At 59.5% G+C, this 24,847-nt stretch carries 17 protein-coding genes; 12 read left to right on the top strand and 5 right to left on the bottom strand.

Features of this window, described 5'->3' with window-relative positions; genetic code table 11:
• Nucleotides 1-828 precede the first annotated feature (828 nt).
• Nucleotides 829-2,052: a hypothetical protein gene (locus tag BGLCM_RS03205; RefSeq protein WP_044084744.1), complete on the bottom strand. Its 1,224-nt coding sequence runs from the start codon at nucleotides 2,050-2,052 to the stop codon at nucleotides 829-831.
• 664 nt (nucleotides 2,053-2,716) lie between these two features.
• Here BGLCM_RS03205 and BGLCM_RS03200 point away from each other — a divergent pair.
• The 3 genes from BGLCM_RS03200 to BGLCM_RS03190 all read left to right on the top strand — a co-directional run bounded on the left by BGLCM_RS03200 (nucleotide 2,717) and on the right by BGLCM_RS03190 (nucleotide 6,474).
• Complete coding sequence (locus BGLCM_RS03200; protein WP_006295789.1) at nucleotides 2,717-4,729, top strand: maltotransferase domain-containing protein; 2,013 nt, start codon at nucleotides 2,717-2,719, stop codon at nucleotides 4,727-4,729.
• Between the two features lie 125 nt (nucleotides 4,730-4,854).
• Entirely contained in the window at nucleotides 4,855-5,376 is a 522-nt protein-coding gene (locus tag BGLCM_RS03195; protein ID WP_006295790.1) for an inorganic diphosphatase, read from the top strand.
• Nucleotides 5,377-5,772: 396 nt separating this feature from the next.
• Entirely contained in the window at nucleotides 5,773-6,474 is a 702-nt protein-coding gene (locus BGLCM_RS03190) for a hypothetical protein (protein ID WP_044084743.1), read from the top strand.
• 23 nt (nucleotides 6,475-6,497) lie between these two features.
• Here BGLCM_RS03190 and BGLCM_RS03185 read toward each other — a convergent pair whose 3' ends face one another.
• Nucleotides 6,498-7,286 carry a hypothetical protein gene (locus tag BGLCM_RS03185; protein ID WP_006295792.1) on the bottom strand — a complete coding sequence of 263 codons (789 nt, stop codon included), beginning with the start codon at nucleotides 7,284-7,286 and terminating at the stop codon, nucleotides 6,498-6,500.
• A gap of 362 nt (nucleotides 7,287-7,648) precedes the next feature.
• Between BGLCM_RS03185 and BGLCM_RS03180 the strand changes: the two genes are divergently transcribed.
• From BGLCM_RS03180 to valS, 4 genes are all read left to right on the top strand, one after another.
• Nucleotides 7,649-8,365: a winged helix-turn-helix transcriptional regulator gene (locus tag BGLCM_RS03180; protein WP_044084742.1), complete on the top strand. Its 717-nt coding sequence runs from the start codon at nucleotides 7,649-7,651 to the stop codon at nucleotides 8,363-8,365.
• On the top strand, nucleotides 8,366-9,028 hold the full coding sequence (nth, locus tag BGLCM_RS03175; RefSeq protein WP_006295797.1) for an endonuclease III: 663 nt from the start codon (nucleotides 8,366-8,368) through the stop codon (nucleotides 9,026-9,028).
• 147 nt (nucleotides 9,029-9,175) lie between these two features.
• Nucleotides 9,176-10,702 (top strand): ABC transporter substrate-binding protein, encoded by a 1,527-nt coding sequence (locus BGLCM_RS03170; protein WP_052295143.1) that lies wholly within the window; start codon nucleotides 9,176-9,178, stop codon nucleotides 10,700-10,702.
• A gap of 294 nt (nucleotides 10,703-10,996) precedes the next feature.
• On the top strand, nucleotides 10,997-13,897 hold the full coding sequence (gene valS / locus BGLCM_RS03165) for a valine--tRNA ligase (RefSeq protein ID WP_006295853.1): 2,901 nt from the start codon (nucleotides 10,997-10,999) through the stop codon (nucleotides 13,895-13,897).
• Nucleotides 13,898-15,170: 1,273 nt separating this feature from the next.
• Here valS and BGLCM_RS03160 read toward each other — a convergent pair.
• Both BGLCM_RS03160 and BGLCM_RS03155 read right to left on the bottom strand, forming a co-directional pair.
• Nucleotides 15,171-15,545 carry a chorismate mutase gene (locus BGLCM_RS03160; RefSeq protein ID WP_044084838.1) on the bottom strand — a complete coding sequence of 125 codons (375 nt, stop codon included), beginning with the start codon at nucleotides 15,543-15,545 and terminating at the stop codon, nucleotides 15,171-15,173.
• Nucleotides 15,546-15,712: 167 nt separating this feature from the next.
• On the bottom strand, nucleotides 15,713-16,660 hold the full coding sequence (locus BGLCM_RS03155; protein ID WP_006295857.1) for an aminodeoxychorismate lyase: 948 nt from the start codon (nucleotides 16,658-16,660) through the stop codon (nucleotides 15,713-15,715).
• 272 nt (nucleotides 16,661-16,932) lie between these two features.
• Between BGLCM_RS03155 and BGLCM_RS03150 the strand changes: the two genes are divergently transcribed.
• The 5 genes from BGLCM_RS03150 to BGLCM_RS03130 all read left to right on the top strand — a co-directional run bounded on the left by BGLCM_RS03150 (nucleotide 16,933) and on the right by BGLCM_RS03130 (nucleotide 23,226).
• Nucleotides 16,933-17,718 (top strand): putative hydro-lyase, encoded by a 786-nt coding sequence (locus BGLCM_RS03150; RefSeq protein WP_006295858.1) that lies wholly within the window; start codon nucleotides 16,933-16,935, stop codon nucleotides 17,716-17,718.
• 47 nt (nucleotides 17,719-17,765) lie between these two features.
• Nucleotides 17,766-18,536: a LamB/YcsF family protein gene (locus tag BGLCM_RS03145; protein WP_044084739.1), complete on the top strand. Its 771-nt coding sequence runs from the start codon at nucleotides 17,766-17,768 to the stop codon at nucleotides 18,534-18,536.
• Nucleotides 18,533-20,368: a 5-oxoprolinase subunit B/C family protein gene (locus tag BGLCM_RS03140; protein WP_052295147.1), complete on the top strand. Its 1,836-nt coding sequence runs from the start codon at nucleotides 18,533-18,535 to the stop codon at nucleotides 20,366-20,368. Before BGLCM_RS03145 ends, BGLCM_RS03140 begins: the two co-directional genes overlap by 4 nt.
• Nucleotides 20,353-22,122, top strand: a complete 1,770-nt coding sequence (locus tag BGLCM_RS03135; RefSeq protein ID WP_006295861.1) for an acetyl/propionyl/methylcrotonyl-CoA carboxylase subunit alpha — start codon at nucleotides 20,353-20,355, stop codon at nucleotides 22,120-22,122. The genes BGLCM_RS03140 and BGLCM_RS03135 overlap by 16 nt, the downstream gene beginning before the upstream one ends.
• 81 nt (nucleotides 22,123-22,203) lie before the next feature.
• Nucleotides 22,204-23,226, top strand: a complete 1,023-nt coding sequence (locus BGLCM_RS03130) for a DUF4392 domain-containing protein (protein WP_148401483.1) — start codon at nucleotides 22,204-22,206, stop codon at nucleotides 23,224-23,226.
• 238 nt (nucleotides 23,227-23,464) lie between these two features.
• On the opposite strand, the gene BGLCM_RS03125 is transcribed toward BGLCM_RS03130, so the two are convergent.
• The gene (locus tag BGLCM_RS03125) at nucleotides 23,465-24,775 is read right to left on the bottom strand and encodes an ABC transporter substrate-binding protein (RefSeq protein WP_052295148.1); all 1,311 of its coding nucleotides are present in this window, start codon (nucleotides 24,773-24,775) and stop codon (nucleotides 23,465-23,467) included.
• Nucleotides 24,776-24,847 lie beyond the last annotated feature (72 nt).

The following is a 24,847-nucleotide window of genomic DNA, read 5'->3' as shown; positions in this document are numbered from 1 at the left end:
CCCCTCTCACATAACCCCTCCTCTCCCTGATCCCTCGCACCGTTCTCACCTCTCTCACATCTCTCGGAGCCTCTCCCTCACATCCACCTGCACAATCCACACCGGGCACGCACCTAGAGGCTACAGCCACAGCACCCAGCCCCCCATCCCCAACCTCATATCCATACCGCATTCGTACCGCGAACGTTCCACCGTGGTACAAACGCGGCACATCTTCGCTCTTTTCAGCCCAATCCGTACCGTCTCCGTACCACCGCGGTACAAACGCAGTACGGATTCCCGCCCATTTTGACCGCGTCTGTACCACCGTGGTACAAACACGTGCATTTTCGACCCGAATCCGTATCGCGAACGTTCCACCGTGGTACAAACGCGGCACATCAACAATCGCAGTTCAGGCGTGACTGATTCCCACGGCTTATCGGATCCAACTTGCACCGCGCAATCTGCTCCGTAATACGCCAAGCAATCCGCTTCGCAGACCGCATCCAGGCCATAAACACACGAACCGGCAGGCATCGATTCTTCTATGAATCGAAATCCTGCCGGTTCATGCAACACACAACCATTTTAAAAGGAGACGGCAACCACACCAACTTCGACACAGACATCATTGTTGTGACGGAATCTTTGCAACTACCATCACGGATTATCCTAGCCTTACTTTCACGCAAAACAGGCTTCTATCTCATAAAATGGTCAATCTCGTAAAAGAGATTCCTTATTATGTTTTGGGCATCTCCCCCAGCTCTTCAATCGCTGACATGAGCTCACTGACCACCGCCTCTCAACGGAAACACACGCGCCGCGGCAACCTTCATCTCGTCGCTACCCCTTCTGATCGCGCACATGAAAACCTGCGAGCGCCATCAGCGACGCGCCAGTCGCCACAAGAATCGCCAGCAACCATAGCACTTCAACAATGCCCGATCCCGTCTGTGCCAATGGTTGAGCGCTTTGTTCCGCGTCAGCCTGAGGTTGTGCGGATTGTTCCGATCTCACCTGTTCACTGGACTTGGTCTGCGTTGTAATGGGTGCCGTGTTACCAACTTCATCCACATCGCTTCGATCACTTTCGTCCGGTCCGTTTTCAACATCAGGCTCCTTGTCGATATCAGGTTCATCCCCGGGCTCCGGCTGCGGTTCAGGTTCCGGCTCGCCTCCCGGTTCCCCTTCATCCCCAGGTTCCGGCTGTGGTTCTGGTTTATCCCCCGGCTCCGGTTCAGCCACAACCGGCCCGTTCACCGCCGCCGTAGCCTCTTTCATCAGCACGTAATACGGCTCGCCTCTGCGCGCAAAGTTCTGTTTGCTTTCAAACAGCAGTACCGAATACTGCAATCCCTCTACCGCAAAACTCACTTCCCCATCGCCTGTCGCTTCCCATTCGAGCGTCAGCTGCTTCGTCGCATCAGCCTCCACAGCGTTCTGTTCCGACTCCCCCACCCATCGAGCAGGTCCACTCAGCTTCACCGTGAACTTGCCGCTGGCAGGACGCTGCCCCGTTTTGGTATACACATCAACAATCACCCGCCCCTGATGGGTTTCCTGATTGAACTGCACGTCGATTGACGCATGGTCGAGCACATTGGCTTGCGCCTCCTGCAATACTTCATCAACTTTCGTGAAGCTTGAGGGAATGGCCGTTGCGACCATACTGCGCAAGTCGACCCACGAGTTGGGGTTCGTGGACGTATCAAACACGTCATGAATAATGATCGCGAGCGCGCTGTGCAGCATCTGCGCTCCCGTCGTTCTCGAGTATTGCGCCAACAACCATCCCACTTGGCGCGCTTCATCCGTGTCGGGCGCAGTGGTCGACGAGACCAATTTGAAATCCGCTTTGTCTTCAAACGATATGCAGTAGTAAGCTTCCCCGTCATCGTCCACAGCGAGTCTGCCGATCATATGTGAGGTTCCGTCAATCACAATCGGCCGGCTCTCCATATAGTTCGGATACACCTGTTGCACGGCCCACGCGTTTGCCGCGCCAATCATCGACACGCCCACCGCGGCGCACGCCGTCACCAACGAGGCGATTGCGCGCCTCGCCACCCGCCATATGTGTTGCGTCCTCATTGCGCACACACGCCGCCAGGATCGTCCTGTGTTGTTTGCCTTTGCGTTCACGACCACTCCCTTCCGCATGAATGACGCCCCATTGCGCCATTCGATTGGCAACTGCCTCCAGAGCCGGCCAACCGCCCTCTCGATTCGCGGACGCCTGCCACGTTACTGCCTGCAGACTGTCACTCTCGAGCTTGGCAAGCATGCATACCCCCGTGCCAGTCAAGGCTGTCATTGTGGAAAACCAAGTCGCCGGGCACGGCTGTGTGGATAACTCGCCACCGCCCTTCCTTCCTCACCCACCCCCGTTATACACATTTTCCGTGCATAACTCACGTCAGCTGGCGGTTATCCCCATGTTGCGCCACATAGTGGTCACTTTCGTTTCCTTTTATTTCCGCCATTTCCCTATGGCCAATCCCTACTACGCATAGCATTGTGGATAACGTAACCGAGATTCATCCACACACCTATGCACAACAGTGGATTGCCGTGATACCAACGATTAGCGCATCCCTCCCCGAGTGTGCCTGCTGCGCGCGAGGCCACCAGAACCATCACGCTTGCCACACCATGCAACCCGTTGCCCAAAAAGTTCAAATATTTCCCAATGTGGCGGAGTTGCAACACTTGCCCCCTACAATATGTGCCTATGGTAGATACAACACCAACAACTAACGAAGTGACGGAGGTTGGCCGTCACGATTCCGCTTCCGCCACCTCGAGCGTAGCCGAGGTTTCCGCCGCTCAAGCAGCGACCAAGTCCAAGTCCGCCAAAACCACTTCGCGCACACGCAAGACCACCAGGTCCACAAGCGCCACCACGGCGCCGGAACCCGGCGTGTTCGGCCGCATCGCCGTGCTCAACGTGGCTCCTTATGCTGAAAACGGCATGTTCCCCGCTCGCGTGGCACTCGGCGAACCGTTTACGGTCAGCGCCCAGGTCGTCGCTGATGGCGATGCCATCATCGGCGCCACAGCAGTACTCAGCACAGCGCGAGGCAAAATCTTGCAGTCGGTGCCGATGACCTGCACCGATGCCGACACGGCAACATTCACCGCCATGCTGCAGGCTGGAGAGCCGTCCGCATGCAAGCCGTGGGACGATGAATTCGCCACGCTCAAGCGTCAACTCGGCGCCCATACCCTCACGATTGAAGGTTGGAGCGACCCGTATGCCACATGGCTGCGCGAAACTGAAAAACCAGCTGACATCGTGTCCAACACAGTGCTTGACGCCGGCGTGGAACTGTTGACGCGTTGGTCCAAGACGAAGGAAACCAAACTCAATGCCGCACAGAAGAAAGAACTGACGGCAGCCGCCAAGCAGCTCGCCGACACGACTCTCTCGTTTGAGGAGCGCCTGGCCGCCGCCACAGCCGATGCGATTCAGCAGCTACATCTGTCGAATCCGCTGCGTGATGACGTTGCTACAAGTCACCCGTGCCCGCTGCGCGTGGAGCGCTCCGAGTCGAGCTTCTCCTCGTGGTACGCGTTCTTCCCGAAGTCGGAAGGCGCCACTTCCAATGGCGACGGCACGATCACCCCCGGTACATTGAGCTCGTCCACAAGCGGTTTGCAACGAGCGAAGGCCGAAGGTTTCACGATTGTGCATCTGCCCGCATTCATACCCACGAACCCCACGAGCGAAGCCTCCAATTTGGCCGATCCCGACAACGAGTCGGAATCGGCGGCATTGCAGACGTTCTGCACAAAGGCTCATGACCTGGGTCTCGAAGTCGCCCTCGACATCACTCCTGGCGCCAAGGACACCGACAAAGACACGACCCGTCAGCTCCTGGCTTGGGCTGATGCTGGCGTGACCGTGTTCCGCGCCGCTAACGCCGCTTGCAAGCCGCTGGGCTTCTGGCAGTCCGTGATTGCAGCCGTGACCAAAAAGCATGCGGGCGTGCTGTTCCTGGCGGAAGACCATACGCATCCCGCCGCCATGCGCGCGCTGGGCTACGCCGGATTCACGCAGTCCGATTGCCAATTCCCGTGGCGCAACACCAAGCAAGAGCTCGACGCTTATTTGGCGCAAACCAACGGCGAAACCGGATTCTATGAGCACCGCTCCTTCTGGCCGGCGTCGCATGTGATCATGACTGATTACCTGCGTGACAACGGCGTGACCGGCTTCGCAATTCGCGCCGTACTGGCCGCCATGGGATCGGCAAGCTGGGGCATCACCGCCGGCTATGAGCTGGTTGAAAACCTGCAGCGTGAAGGCACTGAGGCTCCCGTCATCGACGAAACCGAACAGGCTGTGGCACGCGACTGGTCGAAGGCTGAAGACAAGGGCATCGCCGAACTCGTCACCTCGCTCAACCGCATCCGTGCCGAGCACCCGTCGTTGCACAGCTATCACACGTTGACCGTGCTGCCGACGAACAATGCGTTCATCACGGCGTTCGTACGTCACACGCCGGCCGAGTTCACGGGTACGGGCAAGCCGGACACGCTGATCGTGGTCGTCAACCTGGATACAAACAACGACCAGCCCGCCAACATCCATCTCGACCTCGACCAGCTGGGACTGCCCACCGACCATCCGTTCCAGGTCAAGGACGAGTTGACTGGACACGAGTTCGAGTGGAGCTGGGACAACTACGTGTCGCTGGCTCCGTGGGCTGACGTGGCTCACATCCTGAGCGTGCAGTACTAAACCAACCGCTGCAACACTCACCAGCATCCATCTAGTTAATTTCGCCGCGCCCCACCCCTCGGTAGGGCGCGGCGCGTATTGTGGGGCTCACATAAAGTCCATTGTTTGCGTAAGGAGAACCTAACATGGCAGATACGTTCAACGTGGTCGTGGAAATTCCGCGCGGCTCCAAGAACAAGTATGAAGTCGACCAGGCCTCGGGCCGCGTCTTCCTGGACCGCACGCTGTTCACAGCCATGGGCTACCCCGATGACTACGGCTACATTGACGGCACGCTCGGCGAGGACGGCGATCCGCTGGACGCCCTCGTCATGCTGAGCAACTCGGTGTTCCCGGGCTGCATCGTCGAGTGCCGTGCCGTCGGCCTGTATCACATGGTCGACGAAGAGGGTGGCGACGACAAGATCCTGTGCGTGCCCGCCGACGTGCGCTACGACTCGATCAAGGACATCGACGACGTGGACGACTTCCACAAGGCTGAGATCAAGCACTTCTTCGAGCAGTACAAGGCTCTGGAGCCGGGCAAGGACGTCATGCCGGGCGATTACTGGGCCGACGCCGCCACTGCCGAGAAGGAAATCAAGGCTGCTCGCGAGCGCCTCGCCGCTTCCCTGAAGGCCGAAGAAAAGGCCGACGACAACGACTGATTGCGTTCGAGCCCGTCACAGGAATGTGTCCGCCGCGTTGATAACACTCGCCGCGTTCGCCACCCCCTGACCGGCTCGCCATCTCTCGTTCGCCGCTGCATCACGCTCATCCGTGGTGCAGCGGTTTTTTTATGCGCGTGCGTTTCCTTAGTTTTCCGCGGTTCCCGCTCCCCTGCGCACCTCATTCTTCCGAGCCCTCGTTTTTCCAGTCTCTACTTTCTCTACTTCTTCTGCAGTTCTTGCCTTCACGCCCTTGTTCTCACCCAATCTTTGTTTTCCTGCACCCCTTGCATCCTCGCAGCTCTTGTTCTTCTGCGGCGATATTGCCGCTCCTCACCGTCTGCTTCGAGCTTGACGCCTTATGCTTGGAAGTTACGCAGCCGCAAGGAGGCCGGGATGGAACCATTGTCACAACTTCGCATGCGCGTCGACCTCGATCGCGAGCACCGCATCCAGCAGCATGATGCCATACCGGCCGACGAGCAGGTTCAGGTGCCCGACGACTATTACAACGCGTTCCTGTTTTTCAACATGCAGGCCGCTTGGCTCGAAGGCCATTGTGTGCTAGGCCTCGGCCGCGTCAACGGCCCGATCACCACGTATTCGTTTTACCGGCATGGTTCTGCCGTGCGCGCCCCCGGCAAGGTCGCTGTGATCAAGGATCCCGAGCCGTTCAACCAGATTCAGCAAGCCCAAGGCTGGATTATTCACGGCGCTCCCGGCAATTATTGGAACGAGCATATGGATGCGGCTTTGGCCATGGCGTTCGCTCCCGAATCGTACGACTCGATTCACGCTTACGTGGAACAGTTGTGCGCAAATCCGCCGGCTTACGACCTGCTCGAGTTCAACTGTTATACAGCCGCGCACGACGCGTTGCGTGAGGGAGGCATCGAGCTCGTCACGCGCGGTGACATGGATTACCATACGGTCATTCCGCGCGACGCGTTCATGTATGTCACCGACGTCAAGGGTGCCGTGCGTTTCGGGGACTGGAAATATTGGTTTCCGGTTTGTCCGGCTCCAAAAAATTCATTTCCGATCATCCCCGATGAACCCAAGAGCCGCATCAGTGAATCCGAAGCTGCCAGGGAATAATCGGCGATTGACCATCGGCTTCGTCAGCCCAACAGCACCATACCCAACGCACCCAAACCCACGATGGCGCCCGTGAGCATGACGGGCAGCAGGGCCATGCCAAGCCAAGGCAAATGCACTTGGTTCGGCACCGACACGCTGCGATGCCAAATATAAGCGGCCGCCGCCAACGCGATAGCGGCCACGACCACAATCAGCACAATGATCAGCGTGGCAATGCGCAGCGTCGTCGAGCCATCTTGCTTGGCCATGCCCATGTTTTGCAGCAGCATCGGCAAGAAGCACCAGCCTGAAGCCATGATGCAAGTGACACTGATCGCGATGTCTTTGGACAGATGCTCAATCAGATTCGTGCGGTGTTCACGCGCCATCTGGCGGATGAACGCGACCACGATCAACGCAATCAGCAGCACGCCAACGCCTGCGGCCCATGAGCATGGCAACTGGCTCAGTATGACCGATTGATGCGAGTTCGCGTCGCGCATGTTCATGACATTGCCCATGAACGTGGTCGTCGCACAGAACAATGCCAAGAATCCGGCCACCACGGCAATCGCACGCCCCGACGCATTGACACGGTATGGGCAAGTGAATGCTTCAATGACAATCAGCGCAGCTACGGCCGTAGTCATGAACGTGGTGGCCACCGAGTTGGCGGTCTCGCCTGAACCGAATGGAATCAGCGACAACAACACCAGCACCGCATACGCGATGACTTGCACGAGGATCAGCCAACCATAGGGTTTGCGGTCGGCAGGGCCAGTCACTTCGACCGTTGTCAGTTCCTCGTGCTGCTGCGGGGTGGATGCCATGTGCGTGTTCCTTCCTTGAATCAATAGTTTCCAATCTAGCCCTGTGCCTACACCACGGCATAAGCCGGTTGGGCGCGATGCTCATCAGTATGCGGGGCGGTGATTGGGCGCGCAGGAATCGCCAGGGGGACGCCACGGAAATACCAATGATGAAACTACGGGTCGCAACGGGAAGTGAAAACGATTGCACGACCTCACTCAGTGACCCCCGATAAAAGCTTTTACCACTTGCAAACAGTGGATTTTGCAAGAATGACCACATTCCATACAGGGCATTGGCGAAATACCGCCTCCCCACTACACTGGGTGCACAATGAACCCACAGACCACTGATTGTTTCATATCAGCAAAGGGGACGACGAGTGACTGACCTGACCTTGATGACGTTCGCCAGCAATCCCGCGTCCGTCTTGCCGTCTTTGGCGTTGCTCTCCCACCGCGTGCGTGTGCTGCCGATGGACGCGGCAAGTCTCGTAAAAATGCCGGAAAACACGATTCTTTTTCTCGACGCGCGTGACGATCTGGCCACGGCACGCACGCTGTGCCGGCTGATCCAGGCCTCGGGACTGTCCACGCCGATCATGCTCGTGCTCACTGAAGGCGGGTTCACCGTCGTGACGGCGGAATGGGGCGTGGCCGACGTGATTGTGCACACAGCCTCCCCTGCAGAAGTGGAAGGGCGTCTCAAACTCGTGTCGGAACGTGGAACGACGTTCATGCACTACGCGTCGAACACCGACATGAACGGCGGATCGGAAGACGGGTTGATTCGCTGCGGCGAACTGGTCGTGGACACGAACGGATACACGGCGTCGATGCGCAACCAGCCACTCGACCTGGCGTACAAAGAGTTTGAACTGCTCAAATATCTGGTCCAGCACCCGGGCCGCGTGTTCACGCGCGCACAGCTGTTGCAGGAAGTGTGGGGCTACGACTATTACGGTGGCACGCGTACAGTGGACGTGCATATCCGCCGTTTGCGAGCCAAACTTGGCGGCGAATACGAACATCTGATCGGCACCGTACGCAACGTCGGCTACCGATTCGACCCACCCGAGGGAGAAAGCGACGAATCCTGAATGGCGCGTGAAACGAAGTCGGCACGGCTGGAACGGATGCACAGCGAGTATGCACTGCTCTGCGACGAAATCCCCTACCCCAAATGCGCGCTGAACTTCTCAACGCCGTTCGAACTGCTGATTGCCACGGTGCTCAGCGCCCAATGCACCGACAAACGCGTCAACGAAACCACGCCCGTGCTGTTTGAGGCGTATCCCACAGCCCACGAACTGGCGGCGGCCAACCCGCAAGATGTGGAAGACATCATCCATCCTCTCGGGTTCTTCCGCGCCAAAACCAAGCACATCATCGCACTGTCGCAAGCCATTGTGCACGAGTTCGACGGCGAAGTGCCCGGCACGATGGAACAGCTCGTCACATTGCCCGGAGTCGGGCGCAAAACAGCGAACGTGGTGCTCGGCAACGCGTTCCACGTGCCGGGGTTCCCGGTCGACACGCATGTGATCCGCGTGACGGCCCGGCTGCACTGGCGTGCCAGCTGGAACGACCCCAAAGCCAAACCCGAACTGATTGAACAGGAAATCACGGCTTGCTTCCCGCCCAGCGAATGGACGGATTTGTCTCACCGGCTGATCTTGCACGGCCGTAACGTGTGCAAGGCGAGGAGGCCGCTGTGTGAGCAGTGCCCGCTGAATTTGACGTGCCCAAGTTCGCTGGTGTGAGGTTGCAGCAAGCAGCGCGACGGGCGATGCTGGGAACGGTGCGACAGGCGGTGCTGGGAACGGTGCGACAGGCGGTGCAGAGAACGGCGCAGGGACCGGCAAACGCTGTTCGGGGGGTCTGGCCTGCATACCGGTAGAATGAAGCGCATGAGCAAGAAGGAACAGCAGGGCTGGGGACGTTGGGTCGTGTTCGCCGTGGTCATCGTGGTGCTGGCGGTGTTATGCACGATCGGCGTTTCGATGATGAAGCACAACGCGCCGCGGTCGGGAGTCACCTCCGTGCAATCCGACACCACATTCGTCGTCGGATTGACTGACCATCCTTCCTCACTGGACATCCGCACGAACACGCAATCCTCCGTGGAACAGGCGTTGCTCGCGAACGTGTATGAAACACTGACGCGCCGCGACAACAACAACGCGCTCGTGCCGGGATTGGCCAAGGAATGGGAAGTGTCGGGCGACGGACTGAAGTACACGTTCAAACTCAATGACAACATGCGTTTCGCCACAGGTCGTGACCTGAACTCGAGCGACGTCGTGTGGTCGTTGCAGCAGATCATCACGAACCACTGGCAAGGTGCGGATGCGCTCAGCTGCATCAAATCCGTCGACAATCCCGACGAACTGACCGTCGTGGTCACGCTGAACGAACCGAATGCGGGGTTGTTGCGCTCGCTGTCGGGTCGGGCGGGCATTGTCTACAATTCGGCACAAACCGACATTGATTACGCAGTCAGTGCCTCCGGATCGGGGCCGTTCGTGGTCGAAAGCTACACGAACAACACGATTGTGCTCATGCGCAACAGCCGGTATTGGAGCCGGCCAGCCCAGGCCTCGCAGATTACGCTGCGATATTTTGACAACGAAACCGCACTCGTGGATGCCGTGAGCAATGATGAAGTCAACATGGCGCTGCCCACGCGCGCCTCATCAATCGAAGAAGCGGCGAACAATCCCACATTCAATGTGACCACCGGTGTCAGCGCGCAGCAAATCATTGTGGGCTTCAATAACCAGTCCAAGTCGATTCTCTCGGATGAACAGGTGCGCAAAGCCGCGCGCTATGCCATTGACACGGCGGCCATTGCGCAAACGATGCCCGACGCATACAGCGCGCTGGGAGGTCCGATCGGGCCGCTCGAACCCGGATATCAGGATTTGACGGGACTGTTCCCGCATGACCCGGCCAAATCGCGGCAAATGCTTGGATTCTTCAACGCCGGATATGTGGGCACGGTTGATTTTCTGGTGCCGCCGCGCTACCAGGAGCTCGGCACGATGATCACGCAGCAGCTGCAGGAAGGCGGCTGGTCGGTCAACATGGAAGTGCTCGACGTGGGTTTGCTGCAGTCGCGTGTGGATGAAGGCGATTATGACATGGCGCTCATGCAGCTGACGGGCCAATACACGTACCGCCAGTTCGCCAACGCCGACTCCGTGTTCCATTACACGAACAAGCAGGCGCAAGACGAATATGCCGCCGCGATGCATAGCGTTGATATGAAAACCCTCAACGAGCATCTGTCGGCGTTCGCGCGCACTGTCAGCGAAGATGCGGCCAGCGCATGGCTCTACACGCGCAAGGATTTTGTGATTTCCAAGGCGCGGCTTTCGGGATACCCAACGAATATGACGGCCACGTATCTGCCGCTTGCGGATTTGCGGCGGTAACTGATGGGCGCAAGTGGTGGTGGCCGGGCGCTTGCGGATGGCCGGGGGCAGTTGGCGGGCGGCTGGCAGGCGGCTGCCGGTGGGGGTCCGCTGGCGGGCGGCGAATGACGAGCGGGTGGCCGCCAGCGAGCGGAGAGCGGCGGCCGATGGCTGGCGGCCGACGGCTGGCGGACGGTGGCCATCCACACGTCGCGAAGTCCCGAATCAGCCGCCCTAAAAACGTTGGAATACTGCCGCAAACGGCCACCCGGCCGGCGCTCGCAATGTCAGCTGGGAACCATAGACTAGCTAACTATGACTGATAGCCGCAATATCTCCATTAGTGCGAATCTGACCGCACTTCCAGATCGTGTGAGCGTGGACGGTCTCGAGACCAAGTGGGGCGAGGAATGGGAAACCGACCAGACCTATGCGTTCCATGATTCCCGCGACCGTGACGCCGTGTATTCCATCGATACGCCGCCGCCTACCGTATCGGGCAGCCTGCATGTGGGCCACGTGTTCTCGTATACACATACCGACATCATTGCGCGCTTCAAGCGCATGAACGGGTTCGACGTGTTCTACCCGATGGGCTGGGACGACAACGGCCTGCCAACCGAACGCCGCGTGCAGAACTACTACGGCGTGCGCGTGGACACGTCCCTGAAGTACGATCCCGACTTTGTGCCGCCGTTCGAAGGCACCGAAGGCAAGAAGATCCAGGCCAAGGACCAGGTGCCGATTTCGCGCAAGAACTTCATTGAACTGTGCGAGAAGCTCACGGCCCAAGACGAGAAACTGTTTGAGGCCTTGTGGCGCAAGCTCGGCTTGTCGGTCGACTGGAAGCAGACGTATCACACGATCGGCCAGCATCCGCAGCGTGTGGCCCAGAAGGCGTTCCTGCGCAATCTGGCACGCGGTCAGGCCTATCAGAAGGAAGCGCCGGGCCTGTGGGACGTGACGTTCCAGACGGCCGTGGCCCAGGCCGAGCTCGAATCGCGCGAATATCCGGGCTTCTATCACAAGGTTGCATTCCATTTTGAAGACGGCTCGCCAATCTACATTGAGACGACGCGTCCGGAATTGCTGCCCGCCTGCGTGGCCCTGATCGCCCACCCCGACGACGAGCGCTACCAGCAGTATTTCGGCCAGTTCGTCTACTCGCCGCTGTTCGGCGTCAAGGTGCCCGTGCTCGCCCACCCGGCAGCCGAAAAAGACAAGGGCGCCGGCATCGCCATGTGCTGTACATTCGGCGACATGACCGACGTGGAATGGTGGCGCGACCTGCATCTGCCAACACGTTCAATCATCCAGCGCAACGGCCGCATCATCATGGACATGCCCGACTGGATCACGTCTGAAGAAGGCAAGCGCATCTTTGGCGAGATCGAAGGCAAGACGACGTTCTCGGCACGCAAGATCATCGTGGACGCACTGCGCGAATCGGGTGACCTTGACGGCGAGCCCAAGCCCACGCAGCGTATGACGAACTTCTACGAGAAGGGCGACAAGCCGCTCGAAATCGTGACCTCGCGCCAGTGGTATCTCGAGAACGGCGGCACGAATCCCGAACTCAACGCCAAGCTGATTGAACGCGGCAAGGAACTGAACTTCCATCCCGACTTCATGCGCGTGCGTTACGAAAACTGGGTGCACGGCCTCAACGGCGACTGGCTGATCTCGCGTCAGCGCTTCTTCGGCGTGCCATTCCCGTTGTGGTATCCGCTCGACGCCAACGGCCAGCCCGACTATGAGCATCCGCTGACGCCGTCCGAAGACATCCTGCCGATCGACCCGACCAGCGATGTGCCCGAAGGCTACACCGAAGACCAGCGTGACCAGCCCAACGGCTTCACCGCTGAAAAAGACATCATGGACACGTGGGCCACGTCCTCGCTGACGCCGCAAATCGTCACGCACTGGGCCGAGCCGGGAGAGGCCAACGAAGCGCTGTTCCACGCCACGTTCCCGATGGACTTGCGTCCGCAAGGCCAAGACATCATCCGCACCTGGCTGTTCAGCTCCGTCGACCGCGCCCAGCTTGAGAACAACTGCCTGCCGTGGGCCAACGCTGCGCTGTCGGGCTGGATTCTCGACCCCGACCACAAGAAGATGAGCAAGTCGAAGGGCAACGTTGTGGTGCCCAACGAGCCCATCGAAAAGTATGGTGCCGACGCCGTGCGCTACTGGGCCGCCTGCGCCCGCCTCGGCTTGGACGCCACGTACGACGAAGGCCAGATGAAAATCGGGCGCCGTCTGGCGATCAAGCTGCTCAACGCCACGAAATTCGCACTGGCCATCGGCCGTGAAGACGAGAACCATCACGTCGCCGACGCCGCAAGCACCGTCTGGAATCCCGAGGACGTGACCGAGCCGCTCGACCGCGCCGCCATGGCCAAGATGGCGCTCGTCATCCGCGAAGCCACGCTGTTCCTCGAGAACTACGAGCACTCCAAGGCACTCGAGGTGATCGAAAGCTACTTCTGGCAGTTCTGCGACGACTACATTGAGCTCGTCAAGAACCGCGCTTACGGCACTGAAGACGCCCACGGCAACAAGCCGACCGAAGCCGCCATCAAGTCCGCACGCACGGCCTTGGGCATGGGTCTCGACGCGTTCGCACGCCTGCTCGCGCCGTTCCTGCCCTACGCCACTGAAGAAGTGTGGAGCTGGATGCACGCGGGTGAAGGTTCCGTGCACCGTGCCGCTTGGCCGAAGCCGCTGCCCTATGCTACGGCCGCGTTCCAGGTCTCCCCTGATTTGCTGGCCAACGCGGGTCAGGCTCTCGCCGCACTGCGTGGCATCAAGTCGAAGTCCAAGGTTTCGATGAAGACGCCAATCAAGTCGGTGACGCTTGCTGTCGATCCGCAGGTGCGCGAGTCAATCAAGGCTGCTCTTGGAGATATCGCCCAAGCAGGCCGCGTGATCGGCGATTTCTCGCTCGAGAACGCTTCCACCGTGATCGACCGTCTGCAGTCGGAGGGTCCGCTGCCCGCTGTTTCCGACGCTGTGGAGCAGGTTTCGAACGCCGCGTCCTCCGCGCTCGATACCGTCGCCAACGCCGCTGCGGGTCTCGTCGGCGTGGCCACGTCCGCTGTGACAGGCAACAACGCCGCTTCCGCCGGCAACGATTCCACGGGTTCCGCTGAGACTGTCATCACGGTCACGGCCAGCGAGCTCGGCGAACCGCCGGCTAAGAAGCCCAAGAACTGACGCTGTAAACCGGTTCAGGTCCCGTGCACCACGCGCGGGACCTTTTTTCTTCTGTTTTTCTGTTTGCCTTCTGTCTTCTGTTGTATTTCCGCCAACCCTCGTAAGTTTTCCCACGCCGTTGCCCGCACCCCACGTACCCATGCCCCCCTTCGTCACTGTCCACAATGGCAAACCCATCTGCTCTCCAATGGTTCGGCAAGCTTGTAGACCCCAGAACCTGCCCCAGAGCCGGATCCCGAACCGGAGCCGGACCCAGAACCGCAACCGGAACCGCAGCCCGATCCCGAACACCCTGGCGACAATCCCGACCAGCCAGCTAGCCCCGGCAACAGCGGCCATACCGGCAACACCAGCCCCAGTGGCAACACGAATAGCAGCTCTGGCAGGTATCCCGCAAGTTCCACGGTTCGCTCCCACACGCATTCTTACCCGCGCGCGGCAGCTGCCACAGGAGCCAATATCCTGACCGTCTTGACAATCATGCTTCTGGCTGCCGTTGCAGGCATCATCATGATGGTGGCCAGCATGATCACGCGCAAACGCAAGCGCGACTCAGGCATACCATCCGGCCAGCAGTAACAGCAGCACAAGCTCAATCCGTATTGTGCGCTGACCCCCGCGGCACAACCGCGCTCCATTCCAACGCCCAAACTGCATCTTTCCTGACCAGCCCGGTACGGGAAGACGCAGTTTGGAGGAAGGAAACGCCAATCCCTTGACCAGCCTGGTACGGAAAGATGCAGTTTGGAGGAAGGAAACGTCAATCCCTTGACCAGCCTGGTACGGAAAGATGCAGTTTGGAGGGAGAAAACGTCAATCCCTTGACCAAGCTGGTCAGGAAAGATGCAGTTTCGAACTAGAAAGCGCAGTTTTTCTTACCAGCCTGGTCAGGAAAGACGCAGTTTAGGGAAGAAACGTAAACCACCTGACCAGCCCGGTCAGGAAAAATGCGATCTGGGGGAAGGAAATGTCTCTCCCCTGACCAGCTTGGTCAGGAAAGACGCAGTTTCAGGCTCAAAAACGTAGCTCCGCTTACCAGCCTGGTCAGGAAAACTACAGTTTGGGCAAGAATTCGGCATCAATGGCAAAAGGTGGGGTGGTTTGTGCCAGTTCGGCTCAAACCACCCCACCTTTTTGGTATCACAGTCGCTATCACGCTCGGTATCGCGCCCGCCATCACGCCCCGCCTCGCTCCGGCCCAACACTCCTGCGCGAGCCGACCGTTCAGCCCGGGCGTTCAGTCCAGCTGTTCAGCCCGACTGTTCAGCGGGTATCAAGCAAAAATGTCGAGCACGCCCGGATCGTCGCCGGCGTCTGCGATACGCTGGTGGCGCTTTTTGGCTTCGGTGACCACAAATTCGCGATACATTTCGGCAATGTCTGGGTCCAGCCCCGCGTCCGCGGCAAGACGACGCAACCGTTCCATCTGGAAATCCTCGCGCTTGTAGTCCGCCGGTGCGAATCCGGCGCGCGCTTTGAGCAGACCGACTTGGGCTGTGTATTTGAACCGTTCGGCAAGCAACGCAATTATGGCCATGTCAACGTTGTCGATGGACTGACGCAACGACGTGATCTTGCGTACGGCATCACGCGTTTCGTCGTCTTGCCAGTCGTCCTCCCCATCAATGATCGTCTCTTTCACAGCCATAATGGTCACCTTTTTCTCTCTGGCATGGCTGCTCCTGCACAGCATGCGGGTACGCGTTGCATTGTACAGCAGACGCGCCGCATATTCGGCATCAGGTTCCGGCACCAGCGGCCAGGAACCACCGACCAAGTCCCAGCGTTCAAGACTCATCAGCCCAGCTGGGCCAATCACGCCGCCATCGACGGCGCGATGTTCAGCGCATCGTCATGCGTGCGGCCCGTATGGATCGCGTCGTTCATCGCTTCAATTTCAGCCGCATCGTAGTCGTAGGAGCGCTCGTCAAGTTCGTTGACGGGAATCACCCACCCGCCATGCGCCATGTAAAGCCGGTCAGCGTCACGCAGTTCCTCGATTGGCAGCTTGCGGTACGTAATTTTCTTGCCTTCCTGCTGGGCCCACGCGAACAGTTCGCGCTGTGACGTGCCATGAAGGATGCCGATTGACGGGTCAGGTGTGACAAACATGTCACCATAGCGCGCCACGATCGACGAGTTCGGGCATTCCATCGTGTAGCCATCTTCCGTATAGAGCACGGCATCACCGACGCCGCGTCGGTCGCACTCGCGGTGCACGGCACAGTTGAATGCGTAGCTCAGCGTTTTCGCGCCATTGAGCAGCCAGGGGGCGCGCGACGTAATGTCGGACGGGTATCCGCGCGTCATCGACGCCATTGAAATCGGATCCGTCTCATGCAACGTTCCCTTGGCGTCGAGGAACATGAACACGGTCGGCACGCGTTGCGCGGCTTTGCCCACGCCCGTGCCTTCATCCAGTCCGCGCGACACAATGATGCGCAGCAGCGGACCGGGTTCCGGATCGTCGTATTGTTCAATCACTTGCTCCACGCCCCGCGTCAGCGCGTCCATATTGGGCGTCGGCATGTCCATCATGGCCGCCGAGTTCGCGAGTCGCCGCAGGTGGTTTTCCAGCGAGACCGGGTATCCCTTCCACACGGTCGTCGCTTCAAAAATACCATCGCCGCGCAGCACGGACAGGTCGAACGCGTTGATATTGGCTCCGTGCGGATCCACAAACGTCAACAACTCACTGTCCGACACCTTCTCGTCACCGAACATCGCTTTGCCATTGCCCATCGCCAGCACAATCGAATTCATGGAACCGCCCTTTCCGTAGCGCTTGTTGCCGAAGTCCTGCCCGCACGCCCGTCAAGACACGTCAAGACACGTCAAGACCTGTCAAGACTCGTGGCAAGCGGACTCGTTTGCCAACCTAACCGCCCTGTGTTTCGCCAGGGGTGGTAGCTGTAGCAGTTCGGAAACGCACTCGTCACACCGTTGGAAGCTAACTGACGAATTTCACCTCTAGGGTTCGGGATATCCATGTTCACGATGTGTACCAGACACGCCCATAGGGGAAAGGCATTGTCATGATTCACCTTCATTCTTCCAGTACGCCCGAAGAGGCCCGTCTCGCTTTCCGTCAGGGAGCGGTGCTGCCCACCTGCGGTATCGCCCACGGCTATGCGCAAGCCAATTTGATGATGCTGCCCAAGGATGCGGCGTTTGATTTTCTGCTGTTTGCGTTGCGTAATCCCAAAGCTTGCCCGCTGTTGGAAGTCATGGAGCCGGGCCGCACGTTGCCGCGCACGTGCCCAGGAGCCGACATCCGCACCGACGTTCCGCTCTACCGCATTTGGCTGCACGGCAAGTTGGTTGCCGAAGTGCCTGATTTGATGGACTTTTGGCGCGATGACCTCGTCACGTTCGTCATCGGCTGCAGTTTCACATTTGAATTTCCGCTGATGGATCATGGCATTGCCGTGCGCCATATCGACGCGAAACGTAACGTGCCGATGTACAACACGTCGATTCCTTGCGAGCCGGCAGGTGATTTCCACGGCAACATGGTCGTGTCGATGCGTGGCATTCCAGGGTCCCAAGTGGCCCAAGCCGTGCAGGTTTCGGGCCGGTACCCGTCCGTGCATGGCGCGCCCGTGCATGTGGGCGACCCGTCAGCCATTGGCATCAGCGATATTGCGCATCCCGACTATGGCGATGAACCGATTCTCGAACCTAGCGATGTGCCCGTGTTTTGGGCGTGTGGCGTGACTCCTCAAGCCGTCGTCATGGCCTCGCAACCGGAATTCGCGATCACGCATGCGCCAGGCCACATGCTGATCACAAGCAAACGCAATCTTGACTACATGGTGTGAGCCACCACACCACATTTACCTGTGCACAATTCATGGAAAGGAATGCGATGAGCACGATTGATCTCAACAGTGATATGGGTGAAAGCTTTGGCCGTTGGACACTGGGTGATGATGCGGCATTACTCGATGTGGTCTCCAGCGCCAACATCGCATGCGGATTCCATGCCGGCGACCCTGTGCACATGCTGAACACACTGAGTCATGCCCAAGCCCACGATGTCACGGTCGGAGCGCATGTGGCGTATCGCGATCTGGCAGGATTCGGCCGACGTTACGTTGGTGCGACAGTCGATGAACTGCACGCCGATGTGATGTACCAGCTGGCGGCGTTGCGAGGCATGGCCGCCAGTTGCGGCACGCAAGTGCGCTACGTCAAACCGCATGGTGCGCTCTATAACCGCATTGTCAGCGATGAGCAGCATGCTCTGGCTGTGGTCGAAGCCATAGCACGCATTGATCCGTCGTTGGCGATCCTGACATTGCCCGGTTCGGCAGTCGGGCGTATTGCACGCGAGCATGGCATTGCCGTGTTCCACGAAGCGTTCGCCGACCGCGCATACACGCCACAAGGCACGCTCGTATCACGCCGCGAACCAGGCGCTGTGCTGCATGATCCCGATCTTGTGGCCGAACGTGTGCTCGGCATGGTGCAAACCGGCACCGTACAAGCCATTGACGGCAGTATCGTGCATTTGCAGCCTGATTCCGTATGCGTGCATGGCGATTCCGCAGGGGCTGTGTCCATGGCGCAGGCCATTCGCACCAAGCTCGACGAAGCCGGCATCACGATTTGCTCATTCATGGAGCAAAGCCGATGACGAGCACGGCGAGCGCCCGATGCGCAGCTGAAACCTTGGCTGCATCAAACAGCGCACCACGGTTCCTGCCGTGTTCCGAGCATGGCATGCTGCTCGAATTGCCTGATCTCGAGTCGGCGTTGGCTTGGCATGACGCAATCGGTCAAGCGATGGAGCAGGCGCATGAACGTCAAGATGGATTCGCATTGCGGCATGTGCGATTGTTGCTGCCTGCCGCGCGCACGGTGTTTGTGGAGTTTGATGCGTTGCGTACCACGGCCGATGCCGTGGCCCAGGCGATACGCTCAATCAATGTGGACGCAAGCGGCCAGCGTGCGCACCGTCAGATTACAGTGCCCGTGTGTTACAACGGTGAGGATCTCGACGATGTGGCGCAACTGTTGCATTGTTCGGTGCAGCATCTGGTTGAGCGGCATATGGCGCAACCATGGCGCGTGGCGTTTGCGGGGTTTGCACCGGGATTCAATTATTTGACGGGCGGCAACGCGTTGTTTGACGTGCCGAGGCGTGCCACGCCGCGCTTGCGCGTGCCGCAAGGCGCTGTGGGGTTGGCCGGCACGTTTTCGGGCATTTATCCGCGTGAAAGTTCGGGGGGTTGGCAGCTGATCGGCGTCACGTCGCTGCCGATGTGGGATGAGAGCCACGAGCATCCGGCGTTGCTGCAGCCCGGCGACGACGTGCAGTTCACTGCGGTGCGCGAACAGGTGCATGCGCAGCAGCCCGCACCTCACGACGCTGCATCGTCTGCTACTCCATTATCCGTCAGCACACCTTCTGGCAGCACATCCTCTCCCGCCGCATCGTCCGCCAGCACGCCATCCGCGCCTTCACACGCCACGCCTGTGCTTACCGTGATCCGTCCGGGACTGTTGTGCACATATCAGGATGAAGGTCGGCACGCGGCGCAACTGGGTGTGACGGGTTCGGGCGCGGCCGACCGCGCGTCGTTTCATCTGGCCAATGAGCTTGTGGGCAACGCGCATGACGCCGTTGCGCTTGAAATCATTGGTGCCGGCGCACAATTTGAAGCGTTGACGGACGTTACGCTCGCCATTGCGGGCGCCCACGTGCCGTTGAGTATCGACAGTGACGGCCAACACACCACGTTGACGCATCCCCAAGCGTTCCTGCTCAAGGCTGGCGAGCGCTTGAGTGTTGGCGAACCCGTTGCGGGAGTGCGTGCCTATTTGGCTGTGCAAGGCGGTTTTGCAGCGCGTCGCACGCTTAATTCGTCGTCCACCGACACAATGAGCGGTTTGGGTCCTTCCCCATTGCAGCCGCATGACACGCTTTGTGTTGACACGGTTGATATCAGGGCTTCTACGAGCGTGGCTTCCTGCAGTCCGGCACAGCCGCGAGCCTGGTCGACTTCACTGCCGCGACCTCATGCGGTTACCGAGTTGACTGTCACGCCGGGTCCGCGCATCGACTGGTTTACGAAGGCCGGTCAGGCTTCGTTGTTCAGTCAAGTGTGGCGTGTCACGGCCCAGTCCGACCGCGTCGGCTTGCGTTTGGCAGGTGAGCCACTGGAACGTACGGATGCGCGCGAGTTGGCCAGTGAGGCCACGATTCCCGGTTCGATTGAGGTTACGGGCAGCGGGCTTCCAATCGTGTTCTTGCGTGACCAGCCCGTCACGGGCGGCTACCCCGTCATCGCCGTGCTCGACGACACGTCGATCAATACGGCCGCTCAACTGCCAGCCGGAGCGCTCGTCAAGTTCCGCCTCAAACCCTCGTCTCATGCGAGTTGTTGTGCTGTGATTTCCGCTGCCGCCACATGCGCGTCCCCAACCCCCTTGCCAGAAACGGAGCTGACATGCAACGCATCCTGATTGCCAACCGCGGTGAAATCGCCGTACGCATCATTGACGCTTGCCGCACGAGCGGCCGCACGGCCATAGCCGTCTACGCCGAACCTGACGCGAACGCGCTGTTCGTGCGTCTGGCCGACGAAGCCTATGCGCTCGGCGGCACGACGCCCGCACAATCGTATTTGAACATTGAGCGCATTATCGCAGTGGCCAAGGCCGCGCATGCCGATGCCGTGCATCCGGGCTACGGGTTTTTGTCGGAAAACGCCGATTTTGCACAAGCCGTGATTGATGCGGGTATGGTCTGGATTGGTCCCTCACCGCAGGCCATGCGTTTGCTCGGCAGCAAGGTCGCGGCGCGCCGTTTGGCTGCACTAGTCGGCGCACCGATGGCGCCCGGCACGACCGAGCCCGTGCATGACGTGTACGAAGTCGTCGATTTTGCCCAACGCCATGGCATGCCAATCGCGATCAAAGCCGTATATGGTGGTGGCGGACGTGGACTCAAAGTCGTGCACACTATTGACGACATACCCGAAGCGTTCCAACAAGCCACTGATGAAGCGCTAAGCGCCTTCGGCAACGGCGACTGTTTTGTGGAGCGGTTCCTTGCGCGGCCACGCCATGTGGAAGTGCAAATCCTGGCCGACCATGCGGGCGCAGTACGTGCGATTGGCACGCGTGACTGTTCACTGCAACGGCGCAATCAGAAACTCATTGAAGAAGCGCCAGCGCCGTATCTTGATGCGGCAATTGAACAGCAGCTCATGCAAGCGGCTGTCAACATTTGCAAAGCCGCCGACTATACGGGAGTCGGCACCGTCGAGTTCCTCGTGGATCCCGACGGCACGATGAGCTTCATGGAAGTCAATACGCGCATCCAAGTGGAACATCCGGTCACCGAACAAACCACGGGCATCGACCTTGGTATCGCGCAACTTGACCTGGCTGAAGGCGCGGCTGTGGAGCGCGTATGCGCGGTCATGCGCGAAGGCGCCACACGCGGCACAGCGATGGAGTTTCGCATCAACGCCGAAGACCCGTCACGGGGATTCGTGCCGTTCCCAGGCGTCGTGGAATCAATGCGCATTCCGATGGGTCCGGGCATCCGCTTCGACTCGGGTGTGACGGACGGATCAGGCATTAGTGAACAATTCGATTCGATGCTCGCCAAGCTCATTGTCTGGGCGCCCACACGAACCCAATGCATCAACCGTGCACGATTCGCGTTGGAACAACTGCATATTGAAGGCGTGCCCACGGTCAAAGCGTTTGACGAACTCGTGCTGCACTCCCCCGCATTCACGGGAATCGACGATGACGGCAACACTGTGCCATTCAACGTGTACACGCGTTGGATCGAGGAAGAACTGTTGCCGAGCGTGTCCGATCCGAACGACTTGGCTTCCGGTGCGCCGGGTGCGCGCAGCGCAGCCGACACGATGGTCGAAGCGTGGATTGAACTCGATGGCAAACGCATGAAACTTGGCATGCCAGTGCAATTCACAGGATTTGGCGCTACCACCGCCACGTCTGCTACCCCGCCAGAAACGCCAACGGAACCAGCCGGCGCCATCCATGCGCCAATCACAGGCACGCTCGTGCGATGGCTTGTTGCAGACGGCGAAAGCGTGCATGAAGGCGATGCGCTCGCTGTGATGGAAGCCATGAAGATGGAGACGACGGTCACCGCTCCAACCGACGGTATGTTGCATTGCCAGGCACAACCTGGTCAGAGCCTCGCGTTTGATGCAGTCATCGGAACTGTGCAATAAGGCCGTATGCACGGTGGCGGCGTGGGGCATGAATCCTATGGACCAATAGCGGAAATAACAAAAAATAACGAAAGGCAACCCATGGGTACGAACACGTCGAGCCTTGCTTATTTGACGAGCTTTCGATTCCTGCCGCGCGTGAACGCGTTGAGCCGGCTTGCCGCACGCGACGTGGGACGAGGGTCGGAAACACTGATGACGTTCGCGAGCGGTGACCTGTTCCGCGCGGCGCGGCACCTGGCCGTCGGCAAGCCGGCGCGGGCGCTCGTGGTGACAGGATTTTACATTCCCCAAGCCGAACATCCGGCAGCTGAAACGGACGGACCGCTCGGCGCGCTGGAAGTGTGCGCGGCGCTCAACGCGATGGGCGGCGAATCATGGCTCGTGACCGACGAATATTGCGATGCCGTGATCCGGCCAAGCGCGCGCGGCGTGGTGCCCGACGACCATGTGTTGACCGCTCCAATCGGCGACAAATTCGACGGGTGGATGAACCACGTAATCGACCTGGCCAACGCTGAACGGATCGACACGCTGATCTACATCGAACGCGTCGGACCGGCACGCGATGGAGACCCGCGTAACATGCGCGGCATGAACATCGCGCAGTGGACGGCGCCGTTAAGCAAGCTCACAGCCATGCAATTGCATACGATCGGCGTAGGTGACGGCGGCAACGAAATCGGCATGGGCCGCGTGGCCGAATTCGCGATTGCAGGCGTGGTCGACCACGGACCCGACATCGCCTGCACGGTGGCGACGGACGAACTCGTGGTGGCCGGCACGTCGAACTGGGGTGCGCACGCGCTCGTCTGCGCGATGCACGCGATGCGGCATCCCGAACTCGCGCCGCTGCTCGAACGCGGCTGGCATGAACGCGCGTTGCACAGAATCGTGCAGCACGGCGGTCTGGACGGCGTGACGATGCGCAATGAAGCGAGCGTGGACGGGCTGGAGCCGGAAATCTACTATGCGGGGCTTGAACGGATGTCGCGGCTCGTGCGCAAACATCACGGCCACGGCGCGCATGGTCTGCATCGACGCGAAAGCACGATGCAGCAACCGGACGTGTCACAACTGGCCGTGCCGATGCCGGCGCAATGAGCTGAACAATCCCTGCTGAACAATCCCTGCTAACAATCGAGCGTGCAGCAGCAGTGCCGTGAGCGGTACTGCTGCTGTGTTGCTGTGAGGCTGACGGGCAAAGCAACTGAACGACACAACTGAGCCACGCAAGAGCCTGACAATACGAACAAGTCCCCGTTGCAAATAACTGCAACGGGGACTTGGTGTTTGTGCGTCAGGGACGAATGCAATTACCTGGATTACTCAGTGGGCGCGGTTACTCAGTGGGCACAGCGCCTTCCTGAGCGTGATCGAAGCTGGCCTTGTTCGACGAGTCGTACTTGTAAATGCCGATCACAGCAGTGGACGGGTCGTTGTTGTCGTTGAACGCGCCGACGCCGGACTGGCCAACGTACGTGATGTCTTTGCCGTCCTTGAGCAGCGCAACGCAAGCAGCGAACGTCGTGCACTCCTCACCGCCATCAGCGCCAGACACTGACGGCAGGTTCGCGGCCACGGTCTTGCCATCGGCACTGCCACCCTTTTGTGCGGCGAGCGCGGCCAGCATCACGGCGTCATAGGTTTCGGCAGCATACGTGAAATCAACAAGGCTGCTATCGATTTCCTTGAGTTTGGCACGGAACTCGTCACTCGGGTTGGCACCTGGGATGGTGCCTTGCGAGCCTTCAATCAGGCCGGCTTCAAAATCGTCGGAGTGGTCGACCGTGTTGCCGTCGGTCATGTATAGCTTGGTCGTGTCAACGCCGGCTGTCTTCAACGCTTTGACGAGCGGCGTGGTCTGGTCGAATGCGATGACGAGCACAGCGTCGGGATCGCTGGCCTTGATGGCTGTGGCGATTGACGCGAAGTTCGTTTCGGTCGGGTCGAATGCTTCCGTTTCACCGTAGACCACGTTGACACCTGCATCCTTGACCGTATCAACCACAACCTTGCGTAACGACGTGCCATACTCTTCGTTAAACACGGCGATAGCGAGGTTCTTCACGCCATCCTGGGCGATGAGCTGGCCGACGACGGCACCTTGCACAGTATCCGGGGCGATTGTGCGGAAGAACATCGGGTCAAGGCCGCTGAACGCCGTGGACGTGGCACCGTTGGAAATCATTGGTACGCCGGAAGCCACAACGGACTTGTAAGAGTTCTTGACAACGGCGCTTGAAGGAGGACCGACAACTACTGACGGGTTTTGTGCGAGCACCGATTGTGCGGCGGCCGCATTCTGGTCGGCGTGGTCGGAGTCGGACGTATCAGCCGTGACGGTCTTGATATTGTTGCCGAGCACACCGCCGGCAGCGTTGATTTCTTGTTCGGCGAGTTTCATGACGGCCACGTTGGATGGGCCGATATAAGCCATCGAGCCGGTGGATGGGAACATGCCGGCTGCCACAAATTCATTGACCTGCTTGTCGCTGGCGTCCGATCCGGAGATGGCTGAACTCGTGGCGTCGGACGATCCCGATCCCGAGCCGCAGCCCGACAATGCCAGAGTGAGCGCCGCAACAGCTGCCCCCACAGCCATGATGCGGGAATGACGCAATGTTCCAAAGTGTGTGTTGTTCGGTGTCATGGGTGCACCACATCCTCTCTCATGCCATATCAGACATATGGCCAATGGTGATCCGCGTATCGAATCGTGATA

The organism is Bifidobacterium gallicum DSM 20093 = LMG 11596 (assembly GCF_000741205.1).
Classification (GTDB): domain Bacteria; phylum Actinomycetota; class Actinomycetes; order Actinomycetales; family Bifidobacteriaceae; genus Bifidobacterium; species Bifidobacterium gallicum.
Note: the sequence above shows the minus strand (reverse complement) of the source record. Positions and strands in the feature narration are given on the sequence as shown.